Origin of the sequence: Rhodococcus sp. 14C212, from assembly GCF_011058195.1 — a bacterium.
GTDB classification, from domain to species: Bacteria; Actinomycetota; Actinomycetes; order Mycobacteriales; family Mycobacteriaceae; genus Rhodococcus; species Rhodococcus aetherivorans.
The window spans coordinates 15495-30481 of record NZ_JAALEH010000046.1 but is presented as its reverse complement, the minus strand read 5'-3'; the positions used below and the strand labels follow the sequence as shown (position 1 = coordinate 30481).

At 72.5% G+C, this 14987-nt stretch carries 16 protein-coding genes and 2 riboswitches; of the genes, 10 read left to right on the top strand and 6 right to left on the bottom strand.

Translation table 11 applies throughout. The features are described 5' to 3' along the window. Nucleotides 1-3: 3 nt before the first annotated feature. Nucleotides 4-969, bottom strand: a complete 966-nt coding sequence (locus G6038_RS19140; RefSeq protein WP_165039374.1) for a glutamate ABC transporter substrate-binding protein — start codon at nucleotides 967-969, stop codon at nucleotides 4-6. Beyond that, the gene (locus tag G6038_RS19135; protein WP_165039373.1) at nucleotides 966-2327 is read right to left on the bottom strand and encodes a hypothetical protein; all 1362 of its coding nucleotides are present in this window, start codon (nucleotides 2325-2327) and stop codon (nucleotides 966-968) included. The genes G6038_RS19140 and G6038_RS19135 overlap by 4 nt, the downstream gene beginning before the upstream one ends. A gap of 128 nt (nucleotides 2328-2455) precedes the next feature. On the opposite strand from G6038_RS19135, the gene G6038_RS19130 reads away from it, so the two are divergent. Further along, nucleotides 2456-3307, top strand: a complete 852-nt coding sequence (locus G6038_RS19130; protein WP_165039372.1) for an NUDIX hydrolase — start codon at nucleotides 2456-2458, stop codon at nucleotides 3305-3307. Between the two features lie 36 nt (nucleotides 3308-3343). On the opposite strand, the gene thiE is transcribed toward G6038_RS19130, so the two are convergent. Next, on the bottom strand, nucleotides 3344-4033 hold the full coding sequence (thiE, locus tag G6038_RS19125) for a thiamine phosphate synthase (RefSeq protein ID WP_165039371.1): 690 nt from the start codon (nucleotides 4031-4033) through the stop codon (nucleotides 3344-3346). Nucleotides 4034-4059: 26 nt separating this feature from the next. Beyond that, nucleotides 4060-4172, top strand: a riboswitch (TPP riboswitch). On the opposite strand from thiE, the gene thiO reads away from it, so the two are divergent. The 8 genes from thiO to G6038_RS19085 all read left to right on the top strand — a co-directional run bounded on the left by thiO (nucleotide 4172) and on the right by G6038_RS19085 (nucleotide 11114). Continuing rightward, nucleotides 4172-5236, top strand: coding sequence for a glycine oxidase ThiO (gene thiO / locus G6038_RS19120; RefSeq protein WP_165039370.1), 1065 nt, complete (start codon nucleotides 4172-4174; stop codon nucleotides 5234-5236). Its footprint overlaps the riboswitch before it by 1 nt. Next, the gene (gene thiS / locus G6038_RS19115; RefSeq protein ID WP_165039369.1) at nucleotides 5233-5448 is read left to right on the top strand and encodes a sulfur carrier protein ThiS; all 216 of its coding nucleotides are present in this window, start codon (nucleotides 5233-5235) and stop codon (nucleotides 5446-5448) included. The genes thiO and thiS overlap by 4 nt, the downstream gene beginning before the upstream one ends. Next, the gene (locus G6038_RS19110; protein ID WP_165039368.1) at nucleotides 5441-6235 is read left to right on the top strand and encodes a thiazole synthase; all 795 of its coding nucleotides are present in this window, start codon (nucleotides 5441-5443) and stop codon (nucleotides 6233-6235) included. The genes thiS and G6038_RS19110 overlap by 8 nt, the downstream gene beginning before the upstream one ends. Nucleotides 6236-6535: 300 nt before the next feature. Further along, entirely contained in the window at nucleotides 6536-6835 is a 300-nt protein-coding gene (locus tag G6038_RS19105; RefSeq protein ID WP_165039367.1) for a hypothetical protein, read from the top strand. 231 nt (nucleotides 6836-7066) lie between these two features. Continuing rightward, entirely contained in the window at nucleotides 7067-8011 is a 945-nt protein-coding gene (locus G6038_RS19100) for an ABC transporter ATP-binding protein (RefSeq protein ID WP_165039366.1), read from the top strand. Continuing rightward, nucleotides 8008-8817, top strand: a complete 810-nt coding sequence (locus tag G6038_RS19095) for an ABC transporter permease (RefSeq protein ID WP_165039365.1) — start codon at nucleotides 8008-8010, stop codon at nucleotides 8815-8817. Before G6038_RS19100 ends, G6038_RS19095 begins: the two co-directional genes overlap by 4 nt. Before the next feature lie 13 nt (nucleotides 8818-8830). Next, complete coding sequence (locus tag G6038_RS19090; RefSeq protein WP_206025135.1) at nucleotides 8831-10291, top strand: M28 family peptidase; 1461 nt, start codon at nucleotides 8831-8833, stop codon at nucleotides 10289-10291. Beyond that, nucleotides 10284-11114, top strand: a complete 831-nt coding sequence (locus tag G6038_RS19085) for an adenylate/guanylate cyclase domain-containing protein (protein WP_165039364.1) — start codon at nucleotides 10284-10286, stop codon at nucleotides 11112-11114. Before G6038_RS19090 ends, G6038_RS19085 begins: the two co-directional genes overlap by 8 nt. On the opposite strand, the gene thiD is transcribed toward G6038_RS19085, so the two are convergent. Together thiD and thiC are read right to left on the bottom strand one after the other, a co-directional pair. After that, nucleotides 11086-11928: a bifunctional hydroxymethylpyrimidine kinase/phosphomethylpyrimidine kinase gene (gene thiD, locus G6038_RS19080; RefSeq protein ID WP_165039363.1), complete on the bottom strand. Its 843-nt coding sequence runs from the start codon at nucleotides 11926-11928 to the stop codon at nucleotides 11086-11088. The genes G6038_RS19085 and thiD overlap by 29 nt on opposite strands. Continuing rightward, nucleotides 11925-13541, bottom strand: a complete 1617-nt coding sequence (gene thiC, locus G6038_RS19075; protein ID WP_165039362.1) for a phosphomethylpyrimidine synthase ThiC — start codon at nucleotides 13539-13541, stop codon at nucleotides 11925-11927. Before thiC ends, thiD begins: the two co-directional genes overlap by 4 nt. Further along, nucleotides 13533-13642: riboswitch (TPP riboswitch) on the bottom strand. Its footprint overlaps the gene before it by 9 nt. A 155-nt stretch (nucleotides 13643-13797) precedes the next feature. Here thiC and G6038_RS19070 point away from each other — a divergent pair. Beyond that, the gene (locus G6038_RS19070) at nucleotides 13798-14148 is read left to right on the top strand and encodes a GNAT family N-acetyltransferase (protein WP_100059104.1); all 351 of its coding nucleotides are present in this window, start codon (nucleotides 13798-13800) and stop codon (nucleotides 14146-14148) included. Nucleotides 14149-14182: 34 nt separating this feature from the next. Here the strand turns inward: G6038_RS19070 and G6038_RS19065 are convergent, their stop codons facing one another. Then, nucleotides 14183-14986 (bottom strand): exodeoxyribonuclease III, encoded by an 804-nt coding sequence (locus tag G6038_RS19065; protein ID WP_165039361.1) that lies wholly within the window; start codon nucleotides 14984-14986, stop codon nucleotides 14183-14185. Nucleotide 14987 lies beyond the last annotated feature (1 nt).

Below are 14987 nucleotides of genomic sequence, written 5' to 3'. Positions count from 1 at the left end.
CTCTCAGTCCACGTACGTCGGGGTCGGCGGCGCCGGGGCGGGTCCGAGGACGAGGAGCCAGCGGTTGTAGAGCTGCGTCCACGTCCCGTCGCGGCGGATCCGCTCGAGGGTGCCGTTGACGAACCGCACCAGGTCCTCGCGGCCCTTGGCGATGCCGATGCCGTACGGCTCGATGCCGATCGACGTCCCGACCAGCTCGAGGTACGGATCCTGCGAGGCGAGGCCGGCGAGGATCGTGTCGTCGGTGCTCACCGCGTCCACCTGACGCTGCTGCAGCACGACGAGGCAGTCCGCCCACGTCGGGACGGTGAGGATCGCCGCGGACGGCTGCAGCTGCCGGAGGCGGTCGAGCGAGGTGGTTCCCCGCACGACACACACCCGCCGGCCGGCCAGGTCGGCGACGTCGCGGACATCGGACCCCTTGACCACCAGGACGCGCTGCTGGGCCCGGAAGTAGACGGTGGAGAAGTCGACCCGTTCGCGGCGGGCACACGTGATCGTCATCGTCTTGGCGACGATGTCGACGGTGGAGTCCTGCAGGGCCTGCTCGCGGTCCGCGGAACTGAGAATCCGGAAGTCGAGCAGGTCCGGGCTGCCGAGCAGGTCCCGCGCGATCTCCCGCGCGACGTCCACGTCGAATCCGGTGATCCGGCCGGTCGCCGGATCCCGGAAGCTCATCAGGTTGCTGCCGGTGTCGAGCCCGACGACGAGCCGGCCGCGCGCCCGGATCGCGTCGAGTGTCGGTCCGGTCGTCGCGCCGTCGGGACGCAGACCGGCGGTGGGGTCGCCGCAGTCCGGTTCCGGGGGGACGGGCGCCGCACTGGGCGCGACAATGGCGCGTTCCGGCAGGGGCGGCTCGGTATAGGACGGGTCCGGGTCGGCGAGGATCTCCGGCGGCGAGGTCGCGCAGCCGCCCGTGAATGCGGCGACGGCGACGACCGTCGCGGCGACGAGACGACGCACGTTCACCGGTACTCCCGCAGGCGCGGCCACAGCCCGACGACGATGCCGAGCAGCGCCAGCCCCGTCAACGCCGTCGTGGCGGGGGCGAGCGCGGACAGGATCTGCGCGGCGCGGTCCTCGTTGCCGCGCAGTTCGGCGCGGGCGAGGTCGATGCCGCGTTCGAGGGCGCGGTCGAGGGTGGCGAACTGGGCGACGGCCTCGTCGGGGCCGGGGCCGGTCGCGAGGATCGCGGCGGCCGGGAAGTCCCCGCGGTCGAGCGCGGCCTGCATGCGGTTGTGCGACGCCAGCCATGCGGTGCGTGCCTCGGCGGCGCGCACGGCGGGATCGGTGACGATCTCCACCTCCTCGCCGGACGCGTACCCGGCGAGCAGCTCACCGAGCCGGGACATGCTCTGGTCGAACGTCGCGTCGTACTCGCCGGTGGCGTCGCGGCGCACGAGCTGCAGGGTCTCCGCGGTGCGTGCCTGCTGCGCGAGGATGCGGCTGTCGGTGAACACACCGAGCGGCTCGGCCCCGTGCACGATCGCCCGCTGGGTCGCGCTCGACGAGATCAGTCCGGCCACGAGCAGCCAGCACAGCAGGATTCCCGTCGCCGCGATCGACAGCAGCAGACCGGGATTGAGCGTGCGCCGGCTGATCCGGGAGATGATGACGTGCACCGCGGTGAGCGCGACGACCGTCACCAGCAGCAGACCGATCGACGTCCACGGTGGCCGCACCGAGGCGCGCTGCGTCGACGAGACCGCCGAGACGCTCTGCGTGTGCAGCTCCTGCGCCATGGGCAGCAGCTCCGACTGCATCAGGTTCGACGCCTCGCCGAGATAGGCGGCACCCACCGGGTTGCCGACGCGGTTGTTCGCCCGCGCCGTCTCGACCAGGCCCGTGTACACGGTCAGGCGTTCGGCGATGCCGGACAGCAGCCGGGTGCCCGCACGGTCGTCGGCGGGAATCCCGCCGGCGGCGGCCACGAGCTGGGCGGACGCCTCGCCGATGGCCTGGGCGTAGCGGTCGCGGACCTCCTTCGGCTCGATGCCGCCCGAGATGAAGCCGGTGGCGGCCGCCGCGTCCGCTACCGACAGCGCGCTGTAGAGGTTCTGTGCGGCATCGGCGAGCGGTTCGGTGGTGGCGAGCAACCGATCGTGGGTGGCCTTGCGGCCGGTGACGGTCTGGCCCGCCGCGACCCCGGAGACGAGGAGGAGCACGGCGAGCAGCACACCGAGGGTGACGAGCTTGGCGGGGGTGGATCGCAGCAGGTCGCGCAGCTCGTCGGGGGGTCCGGCGTGGGCGGTCGTGGCGGCCGGCACGTCGCTACGCTGGAGGCGACCCCCCACCGCACCGAGCGTGGGGGTCACGCGCACGTCCACGAGAGCACCCCTTCCGATGTGGCACTGTGTGTGGCGAGCATATAAGCAGTAACGGGATGTTGTTGCCGTCCGAGGACGGTGGACGCCCGGCTCGCGGTCGGCGGCCGGGCGGCAGGGAGGCGGACGCGATGCGAGGTGACGGGGACGGCTGGGCCGTGGGACCCGACGGTGATCGCCGGTGGGGCAGATTCGGCGCGGCCGGACTGCTGCTGCGCGCGCCGCTGCCCGACGGCACGCCGGCCGTGTTGCTGCAGCACCGCGCGGCGTGGAGCCACCAGGGCGGCACGTGGGCGCTGCCCGGCGGCGCCCGCGACAGCGACGAGAGTCCCGTCGCCGCGGCCGTGCGGGAAGCGAACGAGGAGACCGGGATCGACCCGGCGGCACTGAGCGTGCGCACCGAGCGGGTCACCTCCGGCGTGGCCGGGGGATGGACGTACACGACGGTCGTCGCGGACACCCCGACCCCGATGGAGACGACCCTCAACGGCGAGAGCACCGAACTGCGCTGGGTGCCGGAGGCCGACGTCGAGACCATGCCGCTGCACACCGGGTTCGCGGCGGCCTGGCCGGACCTGCGGACCCGCGCGGTGCGGATGCTGCTCGACACCGCCAACGTCCTCGGGGCGCGGCCGACGGGCTGGTGGCGCGACCGCCCGGGCGCCACCGCACGACTGCTCGCGGAGCTGGCGGCGGCGTTGCCCCGCACCGTCGAGCTGCCCGACGGGTGCTTCGGCTGGGTGAGCCGCATCGAGGCGGTCCTCGAGGGACAGGCCCGCGAGGCGGTGATCGACGACGACCGCACCCCGGTGCACACCGCCGCCGGCAGCGGAGACGACGAGCTGGCCTCCCTGGCGGCGGGCACGTCGGCCGTGCTGGACCAGGTGCTCACCGTGGTGGTGACAGCCGACCGGGGACTGCGCGCCCGGCTGCCCGGGGACGTGCCGGCCCTGTCGCCGTCGACGGTCCTGGGCTGGCTCTAGCGGACTGCCGGCCGGCGGGCTGGCTCCAGCCGACTGTCAGCCGGGCAGGGCGGCTTTCAGCGCCGCCGCCGCGGCCCGCGGGTTCGGTGCCGCGGTGATGGCACGGACCACCGCGATGCGGGTGGCGCCGGCGGCGAGCACCTCGGGCAGCCGCTCGGCGTCGATGCCGCCGATCGCGAACCACGGCCGCTGCGGCTGCGACCGGGCCACCTCCCGCAGCACCTCGAGTCCCGCCGGGGTGCGCCCCGGCTTGGTGGGGGTGGACCACACCGGCCCGTGGGCGAAGTAGTCGACGCCCTCCTCGATGTCGGACAGGCTCGCCTGCGCGCGGCTTCCGGTGGACCGGCCGATCACGATCTCCTCGCCGAGGATCTGCCGGGCGTATCGCACCGGCAGGTCGCCCTGACCCAGGTGCAGGATGTCGGCGCCCGCGGCGAGGGCGATGTCGGCACGGTCGTTGACGGCCAGCAGCGCACCGTGCCGGCGGCACGCCGCCGCCAGCACCTCGAGTGCCGCGAGTTCCTCGCGGGCCTCGAGCGGGCCGAACTTCTTCTCGCCCGCCGAGCCCTTGTCGCGGAGCTGGACGATGTCGACTCCGCCCGCGAGGGCCTCCTCCACGAATCGGGCCAGGTCTCCGGTGTCGCGACGGGCGTCGGTGCACAGGTAGAGCCGGGCCTGCGCGAGGCGTTCCCGGGGGGCGGGACGGTTGCCGCGGTAGGTAGTCACGGCGAAGACGGTAGTCTCTGCACTGAACGAATCGACACGGGAGTCCCGGGGATCGCGGGGCTGAGAGGGGGCCTGCCGGCCCCGACCGTCAGCACCTGAACCGGATCATGCCGGCGCAGGGAGTGAGGTGGACGAACTGTGGGAACCGTATCCGTCGTCGGCGGAGGCGTGATCGGGCTGTCGATCGCGTGGCGCGCGGCCCGTGCCGGCTGGACCGTGACCGTGCACGACCCGTCCCCGGGGGCGGGGGCGTCGTGGGTGGCCGGCGGGATGCTGGCACCGTTGTCGGAGGGCTGGCCGGGGGAGGAACACGTCCTCGAGCTGGGCGCGGCGTCGCTGGCCCGCTGGCCGGAGTTCGGCGCCGAACTGTTGCGGGCGACCGGTCTGGACCTGTTCACCTCCGACGCGTCGCTGACCGTCGCGCTGGACGCGGCCGACGCGGCCGATCTGCGCACGATCGCCGAGTGGGTGTCGGCTCAGGGGCACGAGATGCGCGTGCTCGGCCGCGCCGAGGTGCGCGAGCTCGAGCCGTCGCTGGGGCCGCGCATCCGCCTGGGCCTGCTGGCCCCGGACGAGCTGGCCGTGGACAACCGGATCCTCGTCGACGCGCTGCGGCGGGCCGTCGCCGAGGCCGGTGTGGCCCTGGTCGATGTGCCGGTGCGCGACCTCGCGGACCTGGACGCCGACCGGGTGGTGCTCGCGGCGGGCGCGGCGTCCGCGCGGCTGTGGCCGGGCTTACCGGTGCGGCCGGTCAAGGGGGAGATCCTGCGCTTGCGGACCCGCCCGGGCGCGGCCCCCGCCCCGCACCGGACGGTTCGCGGCAGTGTGCACGGCCGACCGGCATACCTGGTGCCCCGCGCGGACGGCCTCGTCGTGGGCGCGACCCAGTACGAGGCCGACGACACGCAGGTCACCGTCGCGGGGGTGCGGGACCTGATCGCCGACGCCGAGGCACTGTTCCCGGCGATCGGCGAGTACGAGCTGCACGAGGCGAGCGCGGGGCTGCGGCCCATGAGCCCGGACAACCTGCCGCTGATCGGCCGGCTGTCCGAACGGGTGATCGCCGCGACCGGGCACGGCCGCAACGGGGTGCTGCTGACCCCGGTCACTGCGGACGCGGTGGTCGCGGAGCTCGCGGACGAACCTCTTGCTGTTTCGAAACATGCTGATCCGCAACGATTCTCGAAGGGAAGAAGGTCATGAACGGTGCGCCGACGGTGGGTGTCACGGTCAACGGGGAGGAGCGCTGGTTCGCGCAGGCACCGACGATGGCCGAACTGCTGAGCGAGCTCGGTCTGCCCGACAGGGGCGTCGCCGTCGCCGTGGACGGTGCCGTGTTCCCGCGGGGGCGCTGGTCCGAACGCGTCGAAAAGGGCTGGCAGATCGAGGTTCTCACGGCGGTGCAGGGTGGCTGAGCGCGACACCGGCCGCGATCCCGGCCACGACCTGCCGCCGCTGACGATCGCCGGGCAAACCTTCGCGTCGCGGCTCATCACCGGCACCGGTGGGGCCGCGAACCTCGCGGTGCTCGAGGAGGCCCTCGTCGCCTCCGGCACCGAGCTGACCACCGTGGCGATGCGCCGGGTGGACGCGGGGTCCGGGACCGGCGTGCTCGACCTGCTGCGCCGCCTCGGCATCGCGCCGCTGCCCAACACCGCCGGCTGCCGCGGCGCCGCCGAGGCAGTGCTCACCGCCCGACTCGGCCGCGAGGCCCTCGGGACGGACTGGGTCAAGCTCGAGGTCATCGCCGACGAACGCACCCTGCTGCCCGACGCGATCGAACTCGTCTCCGCCGCCGAGCAACTCGTCGACGACGGGTTCGTCGTGCTGCCCTACACGACGGACGATCCGGTGCTGGCGCGACGGCTCGAGGACGTCGGCTGCGCCGCCGTGATGCCGCTGGGCTCGCCGATCGGGACCGGCCTGGGCATCGCCAACCCGCACCACATCGAGATGATCGTCGAGGCCGCCGGGGTGCCGGTGATCCTCGACGCCGGCATCGGCACCGCCTCGGACGCCGCGCTCGCGATGGAACTCGGGTGCGACGCGGTGCTGCTGGCGACCGCGGTGACGCGGGCGAAGGACCCGGCGCTCATGGCGTCGGCGATGCGGCACGCCGTCGAGGCGGGTTTCCGGGCCCGGCACGCGGGCCGCATCCCGAAGCGGTTCTGGGCCCAGGCGTCCTCGCCGCTCGAACCGTAGGGCGCCCCGATGTGAACTCGAGCAGCAACTTGCGGCGGCCCCGGAAGCCGGGATCGGCCCACCACCGCCCGGCCGGCGAGCAGAGTCACCGGCACAACACCAGCAGTTCGTAGAGATCGAGGGCGATGTAGGTCCACAGCACATCGCATACCTCGTCCGGTGCGATGTCCGGGCGCAGGTGCTCGGTGCCGAGCAGATTCAGCCCGGGGGTTGCGTGGATGCACCCCAGGGTGCGTTGCTGCCGCGCAACCCGCAGCTCACAGTCGAGGTGTCAGGTCGCCACCAGAGAGGACCAGTCCCATGGCACTATCTTTCCTCACCCCTTCGGTCACGATTCCGGTCGGAACGGGCCGCAGGAGCATTCAGCAGTCGGTGTCGTTCCCGCGAAACGTGCTGCGCGCCGGAGTCGCCCTCAACGGCTTCAAGCTCGACTACGACGCCGATGATCACCACATCAACATCGTGGAGGTGGACACCGATCTCGTTTCCATCTCGGGCGCCACGGTGACCTTCCGGGTGGAATGTCACTACGCCGACAAGAATTTCGACGACAAGTACGGCGGCTACGTCACCGCGCTCGTCATCGCCGAAACCGCTTGATCGACAGACGCCGTCCACGCCTGCCGCGCCGCGATCCACGCCCCTGACCCCCCGTCGACGGCTGGTAACGGCCCGGCAGGTGCGGGCGGTGGAACCGATCCGCAGCACCGGCCCGGCGGCCGCCGAGGTCCTCGTCGTCGCATGCACCGACCACCACTGATCGACCGGCACGCAGGACCGTAGGGTGACCCCGCGCGGCGCGATCCGCCCGAATCGGGCAGGCTGTGGGTCATGATCGAAGTGACCGGACTGACGAAGACCTTCGGTTCCACCGTCGCCGTCGACGATGTGACGTTCACGGTCCGGCCGGGAATCGTCACCGGATTCCTCGGCCCCAACGGGGCCGGCAAATCCACGACGATGCGGATGATCCTCGGCCTCGACCGGCCCACCGCCGGGACCGCGCTGATCGACGGCGTCCCCTACCGGCAGCTGAAGCGGCCGTTGCGGACCGTCGGCGCGCTGCTCGACGCGCGCTGGGTGCATCCGAACCGGTCGGCGCGGGCGCACCTGCGCTGGCTCGCCGCGTCCAACGGCCTGCCGAACTCGCGGGTCGAGGAGGTGCTCGCGCTCGTCGGCCTGACCGAGGTGGCCGACAAGCGCGCGGGCGGTTTCTCGCTCGGCATGTCCCAGCGGCTGGGACTGGCCGGTGCTCTGCTCGGTGACCCGAAGGTGCTGCTGTTCGACGAACCCGTCAACGGCCTGGATCCCGAGGGCATCGTGTGGATCCGGCGGTTCATGCAGGTCCTCGCGGCGGAGGGCCGCACCGTGCTCGTGTCGAGTCACCTGCTGTCGGAGATGGCGCAGACCGCCGACCACCTGCTGGTGATCGGCCGGGGTCGGCTCATCGCGGACACGTCCGTCGCGGAGTTCGTCGAGCGGGCGTCGGAGGCGACGGTGCGGGTGCGCAGCCCACAGCTCGACACGCTGCGGACGGCACTGACCGGCCAGGGCCACACCGTCCGGGACGACGAGGGCGCGCTGATCGTCACCGGCGTCACCACCGCGCAGGTCGGCGAGCTCGCCGCCGCGCACTCGGTGGTGCTGCACGAGCTGGCGGGCCAGAACGCGTCGCTCGAGGAGGCGTTCATGAAACTGACCGGAGACGACGTGCAGTACCAGGGAGCCGTGGCCGGGGGCCCGGCTGTGCAGCCGATGAAGGGGGAGCTGCGATGAGCGTGGCCGTGGACAACGCCGGCACGACGAGCGTGGTCGTGGACACCGTCAAGGCGGAACGGATAAAGCTGACCTCCACCCAGTCGCCGTGGTGGTGCACCGTCGTGATCGTCGCGCTGGGCCTCGGCCTCGCGGCGATCCTCGGTGCCGCGTCCAAGGCGAGCATGTCCGTCGACGACGAGGTCGGCCGGTTCTACCCGACCGTGGACATCGCGGTCAGCGGCGTCGCCGGCTTCGGCGTGCTCGTGCTGATGATCCTCGCGGCGCTGTCGGTGACCAGCGAGTACCGGTTCGGGGTCATCCGTACCACGTTCCAGGCCATGCCGAACCGCACCGCCGTCCTCGTCGTCAAGGCGCTGCTGATCGGGGTGTTCGGCGCGGTGCTGACCGGCGTGCTGGCCCTCGCTTCGTTCTCTCTCGCCAAAGCCCTCGCCGGCCCGGAGGCCGGGCGGGACCTGGTGCTCGAGGGCGACGATGCGTGGCGGTCGATCTACGGCGTCTCGATCTACGCCCTGCTGTGCGCGGTGCTCGCCGTCGCGGTGGGGGCGCTGTTGCGCCAGTCCGCCGGCACCATCGCGCTGCTGCTGTTGTGGCCGCTGCTGATCGAGTCGCTGTTCGCGCTGTTCGGCTCGTTCGGCCGGCAGGTGCAGCCCTTCCTGCCGTTCGCCAATGCCAACCACTTCCTCGGCAGCGAGCAGGGCATCGACTTCCACTGGGGGCCGTGGGGTTCGCTGGTGTACTTCGCGGTGTTCGTCGGCGTGGTGTTCGCGGCCGCGCTGGTCGTGGTGAACCGGCGCGACGCGTGAGTATCCTCGGCGGATGAATCGGGGAGCGCGGGTACGGGTCGGGGGCGTCGTCGCGGCGATCGTGCTGCTGGTGGCGGCATGCTCGGAGGAGCTACCGTCGCCGCCGCCGGTGGACCCGGCCGCGCTGGCGGGGGCCGTGGGAATCGACGCGGTGGTCGGCCACCTCACGGAACTCGAACGCATCGCCACCGAGCACGACGGCAACCGCGCCGTGGGCACCGCCGGCTACGACGCGAGCGTCGACTACGTCGCCGGCCGGTTGCGTGACGCAGGATTCGACGTGCAGACCCCGGAATTCGACGTCCGCAGTTTCGACGTCGAGACCGAGACCCTGACCGTGGCCGGCGCGCCGGTGCCGGTCCGGGCCCTCGAGTTCTCGCCGTCCACCGGCCCGGACGGGCTCACCGCCCGGCTCGTGCCGGTGCCCGCCGACGACACGCCCGGGTGCGAGGCCTCCGACTACGACGGGCTCGACGTCTCCGGCGCCGTCGTGCTCGTCACGCGCGGAGTGTGCCCGTTCTTCGTCAAGCAGCAGGTCGCGGCCGAACGCGGTGCGGCGGCGATCCTCGTCGCCAACAACGAGGACGATGCGCTCGCCGGCGCCACCCTCGGGGAGGAGGGCAACGACCTCGTGCCCGCCGCGGGGATCAGCGGCGCCGACGGCCGCGCGCTCGCCGCCGCACCCGCCACGGTGACCCTCGTCCTCGACACCCGCGTCGACAGCGTGCGCTCGCGCAACGTGCTCGCGCAGACCGCCACGGGCTCGACCGACGACGTGGTCGTCGTCGGCGCCCACCTCGACAGCGTCCCGGAGGGGCCGGGCATCAACGACAACGGCACCGGCGTCGCCGCGGTGCTCGAGACGGCCCTGCAGCTCGGCAGCGACCCGGGTGTCACCAATGCGGTGCGGTTCGCGTTCTGGGGCGCCGAGGAGGTCGGGCTGGTCGGCTCCACCGACTACCTGGCGTCCCTGGACGACGCCGCCCGCGAGGACATCGCCCTGTACCTGAACTTCGACATGCTCGGGTCGCCGAACCCGGGATACCTCGTCTACGACGGCGACGACTCCGACGCGGTGGGCGCCGGGCCCGGGCCGGAAGGCTCGGCCGGCATCGAGCGCACGTTCCTGGGCTACCTGACGTCGCGGGGCGTCGCCGCGGACGGCACCGACTTCGACGGCCGCTCCGACTACGGGCCGTTCGTCGACGCGGGCATCCCCGCCGGGGGCGTGTTCTCCGGTGCCGACGACCGCAAGACCCCGGAGCAGGCGGGCAAGTGGGGCGGCACCGGCGACGCGCCGTTCGACCCGAACTACCACAGCCCGCAGGACACGCTCGCCAACATCGACCGGGCCGCACTCGCCGTCGCCGCGTCGGCCGTCGGGTACGGGGTGGGCACGTATGCGCGGACCGTCACGGGACCGGACGGGGTTCCCGTCGGGCCGCAGCGCACCGAGGTCCGCTCCGATGGATGAGACGCCGGCGCCGGGCTTCGGTCGTCGCCTCGCGGACCGGTTCTCGGCCGTGGACCGGCGGCCCGAGCTGGTCCGGCTGGCCCGGCGGCTGCGGCGCACGCTCCCCGGCGATCCCGGGTTCGGCGATCCGCTGTCCACCGCCGGGACCAGCGGGCCGCAGGCCGTCGCCCGGCTCGCCGGACGGTGGCGCGACGTCGACGAACCGAGCGCGGTGCACGAACTCGGATTCGGCGTGCTGCAGGCGTGGCAGGCGCTGCTCGAACGCGCCGGTGCCGGCCGCGGCGACCGGGAGGTCACCGTGGTCTTCACCGACCTCGTGGGGTTCTCGACGTGGTCCCTCGCCGCGGGTGACGTCGCCACCCTCGACCTGCTGCGGAGCGTCGCCCGGGCGCTGGAGCCGGCGTTCACGGACCGCGGCGGCACCGTCGTCAAGCGGCTCGGCGACGGTCTGATGGTGGTGTTCGACCGGCCGGAACGGGCGCTGGAAGCGATCTTCGCGGCGCGGGCCGCCCTGACGGCGGTGACCGTGGACGGCTACCGGCCGCGGATCCGGGTCGGCGCGCACACCGGTCTGCCCCGGCGGATCGGCAGCGACTGGCTGGGCGTCGACGTCACCGTCGCGGCCCGCATGATGGAGCTCGCCGGGAACGGGCACGTGGTGGTGTCCTCGGCGACGCTCGACGCACTGCCGGCCGGTGCCCTCGACACGCTCGGCCTCGAGGTGCGCCCGCACCGGCGCGGGCTGTTCGCCTCGGCCCCCAAGGGCGTGCCGCCGGAACTGGGGATCTGGCGGATCAGGGCTGCAGTCGCCACAGGGGGTTGACCGGGCCGTGCCCGGCGCCGAGGTCGTACGACCACTCCAGGCACCGGGTGACCCACTCCTTGCCGAACTCCACGGCCTCGGGCACCGACCACCCGTGGGCGAGGGCCGACGCGATCGCCGCGGCGAGCGTGTCGCCGCCGCCGTGGTCGTTGCCGGTGTCGATGCGGGGGCTGGTGAACTCGAGAAACCGGTCCCCGTCGAACAGCAGGTCGGTGCTGACGTCGGAGGTGCGCAGGTGCCCGCCCTTGACGATCGCCCACTGCGCGCCGAGGCCGTGCAGCGCCTCGGCGGCGCGTCGCGCAGAGGCGTCGTCGACGACCTCGATGCCGGTGATCAGCCGCACCTCGTCGAGGTTCGGCGTGACCACCGTGGCCTGCGGTATCAGGGTGTGCCGCACCGCGTCGAGAGCCTCCGCGTGCAGCAGGGGATCGCCGTGCATGGACGCGCACACCGGGTCGACCACGAGCGGCACCGGCCGATCGCGGCCGATGCCGACCTCCGCGCACACCGCCGCGACCGCCTCGATGATCCCGGTGGAGGCGAGCATGCCGGTCTTGGCACCCGAGACGCCGATGTCCTCCACCACGCACCGCACCTGCGCGGCCACCGTCTCGGGCGGGATCTCGTGAAAGCCGCTGACGCCCACGGAGTTCTGCACGGTCACGGCCGCGACGGCGACGCAGGCGTGCACGCCGCACATCGCCATGGTGCGCGAGTCGGCCTGGATGCCGGCCCCGCCACCCGAGTCGGTTCCGGCGATGGTGAGGGCACGGACCGGGGTTCGGCCCTTCGGGGCCAGGGGCAGCAGCTTCACGGCTGCGACCCTACCGATTCGATCGGGACGTAGACCCGACCGCCCGCGCCGGTGAATTCGGCGGCCTTGCCGGCCAGCCCGGCCCGCACGTCCGCGGAGATCCGCATCGAGCAGAACTTCGGGCCGCACATCGAGCAGAAGTGGGCCTTCTTGGCCGGCTCCGCCGGCAGCGTCTCGTCGTGGAACGCGCGGGCGGTGTCCGGGTCGAGGGACAGCGCGAACTGGTCGTGCCACCGGAACTCGAACCGGGCGCGGGAGAGCGCGTCGTCGCGTTCCCGGGCGCGCGGGTGGCCCTTGGCGAGGTCCGCCGCGTGGGCGGCGATCCGGTACGCGATCACCCCGGTCTTGACGTCGTCCCGATCCGGCAGGCCCAGGTGCTCCTTGGGCGTGACGTAGCACAGCATCGCGGTGCCGGCCCGGGCGATCATCGCGGCGCCGATCGCCGAGGTGATGTGGTCGTAGGCGGGAGCGATGTCGGTGGTGAGCGGCCCGAGGGTGTAGAAGGGAGCCTCCTCGCACAGCTCCTCCTCGAGCCGCACGTTCTCCTCGATCAGGTGCATCGGCACGTGCCCGGGGCCCTCGATCAGCACCTGGACGCCGTGCGACTTCGCGACGCGGGTGAGCTCCCCGAGCGTGCGCAGCTCGGCGAACTGGGCGGCGTCGTTGGCGTCGGCGACGGAGCCGGGACGCAGCCCGTCGCCGAGGGAGATCGTCACGTCGTAGCGTTGCAGGATCTCGCACAACTCGGCGAAATGTGTGTACAGGAACGACTCCCGATGGTGCGCCAGGCACCATGCGGCCATGATGGCGCCGCCGCGCGAGACGATGCCGGTCACCCGGTGCGCGGTGAGCGGGATGTGCCGCAGCAGCACGCCGGCGTGGACGGTCATGTAGTCGACGCCCTGCTCGCACTGTTCGATCACGGTGTCGCGGTACATCTCCCAGGTCAGTGCCGCCGGATCCCCACCGGCCTGCTCGACGGCCTGATAGATCGGCACCGTGCCGACGGGCACCGGCGAGTTGCGCAGGATCCACTCGCGGGTCTCGTGGATGCGCGGGCCGGTGGACAGGTCCATGACGGTGTCGGCCCCCCACCGGGTCGCCCACACCATCTTGTCGACCTCCTCGGCGATCGAGGACGTCACCGCGCTGTTGCCGATGTTCGCGTTGACCTTCACCCCGAACGCCTTGCCGATGACCATCGGCTCGAGCTCGGGGTGGCGGTGGTTCGCCGGGATCACGGCCCGACCGGCGGCGACCTCGGCGCGGACCGTCTCGGCGGGTACGCCCTCGCGGGCGGCGCAGTAGCGCATCTCCGGGGTGACGACGCCCGCGCGGGCGGCGGCGAGCTGCGTGCCCGGGTGCCGCCGCCACCCGGCCCGCAGTGCCGGCAGCCCCGCGGTCAGGTCGACAACGACGTCGGACTCGGTGTACGGCCCGGACGTGTCGTACAGGTCGTGGTGTTCGCCGGTGGTCAGGTGAACCCGGCGGACCGGGACCGACATGCCCGGTTCCCCGGGCACGGCGACGTAGTGCTTGGTGCTGCCCTCGATGGGGCCGGTGGTGACGGTGCCCGCGCCGGACGCGGACGAGCCGGATACAGCTGTGCTCACGAGATGATCTCCCTACGCCGGAATTACCCGGTCAGGTTCTACGGTCGACGGCCCCGAGCCGTCCTCTCAGCCCGCTGGTGCGAGCTCCCGTGTGGTTGCGATGTGCGGTGCCACCCTAGCGCAGTCTCGTGCCGGGGGCAGTGCGGCACGGTGCCCGGGGCAGTGCAGATATATGTCCCGCACGTCTCGGCGGATACACCCTGCATGCTCTATAGTGGCGTAGGTCACAGTTCGGTTACGGCACCACGGAGGGATCATGCTCGTCAACTCGCCGCGAACCGAGGTGACCGACAACAAGGATCAGAACCGCTTCGAGCTGCGCCTCAACGGGGATCTTGTCGGGATCCTCGGGTATTTCGACACGGATCGTCCCTCGGGCGTGCCCGGGCGCAACCATCCCGTCGTCGATTTCCTGCACACCGTCATCGTCGAGGACTTCGGGCACCGTGGGCTCGCGGGGGTGCTCGTGGGCCACTCCCTGGATCTCGCGCGCGAACGCGGCTGGCGGGTCCGGCCCGTGTGCACCTACGTGCAACGATTCCTCACCGCCCACCCCGAGTACCGGGACGTCGTCCTGCCGCTCGAGCCGACCGCCGGCCGTCGCTGACGCGCGGTTTCCGCACCGCCGTGGCCGGGGCGCCTCAGTCGGCGAGGTCGACGACGACGGGCGCGTGGTCGCTCGCGCCCTTGCCCTTGCGCTCGTTGCGGTCGATCTCCGCGCCGGAGACCCGCGCCGCGAGCGCGGGGGAGCCGAGGACGAAGTCGATGCGCATGCCCTGGCGCTTCGGGAAGCGCAGCTGGGTGTAGTCCCAGTAGGTGTATACACCCGGGCCCGGGGCGTGCGGGCGCACCACGTCGGTGAAGCCGCCGTCGAGGAAGGCGCGGAACGCCTCCCGCTCCGGCTCCGACGTGTGCGTCCGGCCCTCGAAGAACGCCGGATCCCACACGTCCTCGTCGGTGGGAGCGATGTTCCAGTCACCGACGAGCGCGATCTGCTTGCGCGGGTCGGCGGCGAGCCAGGCCTGTGCGTCGGCCCGCAGCTTCGCCAGCCACTCGAGCTTGTAGACGTAGTGGGGATCGGCCAGCTCGCGCCCGTTGGGCACGTACAGGCTCCACACCCGCACGCCGCCGCACGTCGCGCCGATCGCCCGGGCCTCCTGTGCCGGGTCGGCGTCCGGGTCCTTGGTGAACCCGGGCTGGTCCTCGAACCCGACCTGCACGTCGTCGAGACCGATGCGGGAGGCGATGGCAACGCCGTTCCACTGGGAGAGCCCCACGTGTGCCACCCGGTAGCCGAGTTCTTCGAACCGCTCGTACGGGAACTGCTCGTCCTTGCACTTGGTCTCCTGCATGGCGAGCACATCGGTGCCCGTCCGCTGCAGCCAGTCGAGGATCCGGTCGGTACGGGCACGGACGGAGTTCACGTTCCAGGTAGCAAGACGCACG

Bases quoted from the DNA above. Each gene is read 5' to 3' on its own strand.
- G6038_RS19130 (WP_165039372.1), top strand. From the start codon at position 2,456: ATGCGAGGTGACGGGGACGGCTGGGCCGTGGGACCCGACGGTGATCGC.
- thiS (WP_165039369.1), top strand. From the start codon at position 5,233: ATGAACGGTGCGCCGACGGTGGGTGTCACGGTCAACGGGGAGGAGCGC.
- G6038_RS19105 (WP_165039367.1), top strand. From the start codon at position 6,536: ATGGCACTATCTTTCCTCACCCCTTCGGTCACGATTCCGGTCGGAACG.
- G6038_RS19100 (WP_165039366.1), top strand. From the start codon at position 7,067: ATGATCGAAGTGACCGGACTGACGAAGACCTTCGGTTCCACCGTCGCC.
- G6038_RS19095 (WP_165039365.1), top strand. From the start codon at position 8,008: ATGAGCGTGGCCGTGGACAACGCCGGCACGACGAGCGTGGTCGTGGAC.
- G6038_RS19090 (WP_206025135.1), top strand. From the start codon at position 8,831: ATGAATCGGGGAGCGCGGGTACGGGTCGGGGGCGTCGTCGCGGCGATC.
- G6038_RS19085 (WP_165039364.1), top strand. From the start codon at position 10,284: ATGGATGAGACGCCGGCGCCGGGCTTCGGTCGTCGCCTCGCGGACCGG.
- G6038_RS19070 (WP_100059104.1), top strand. From the start codon at position 13,798: ATGCTCGTCAACTCGCCGCGAACCGAGGTGACCGACAACAAGGATCAG.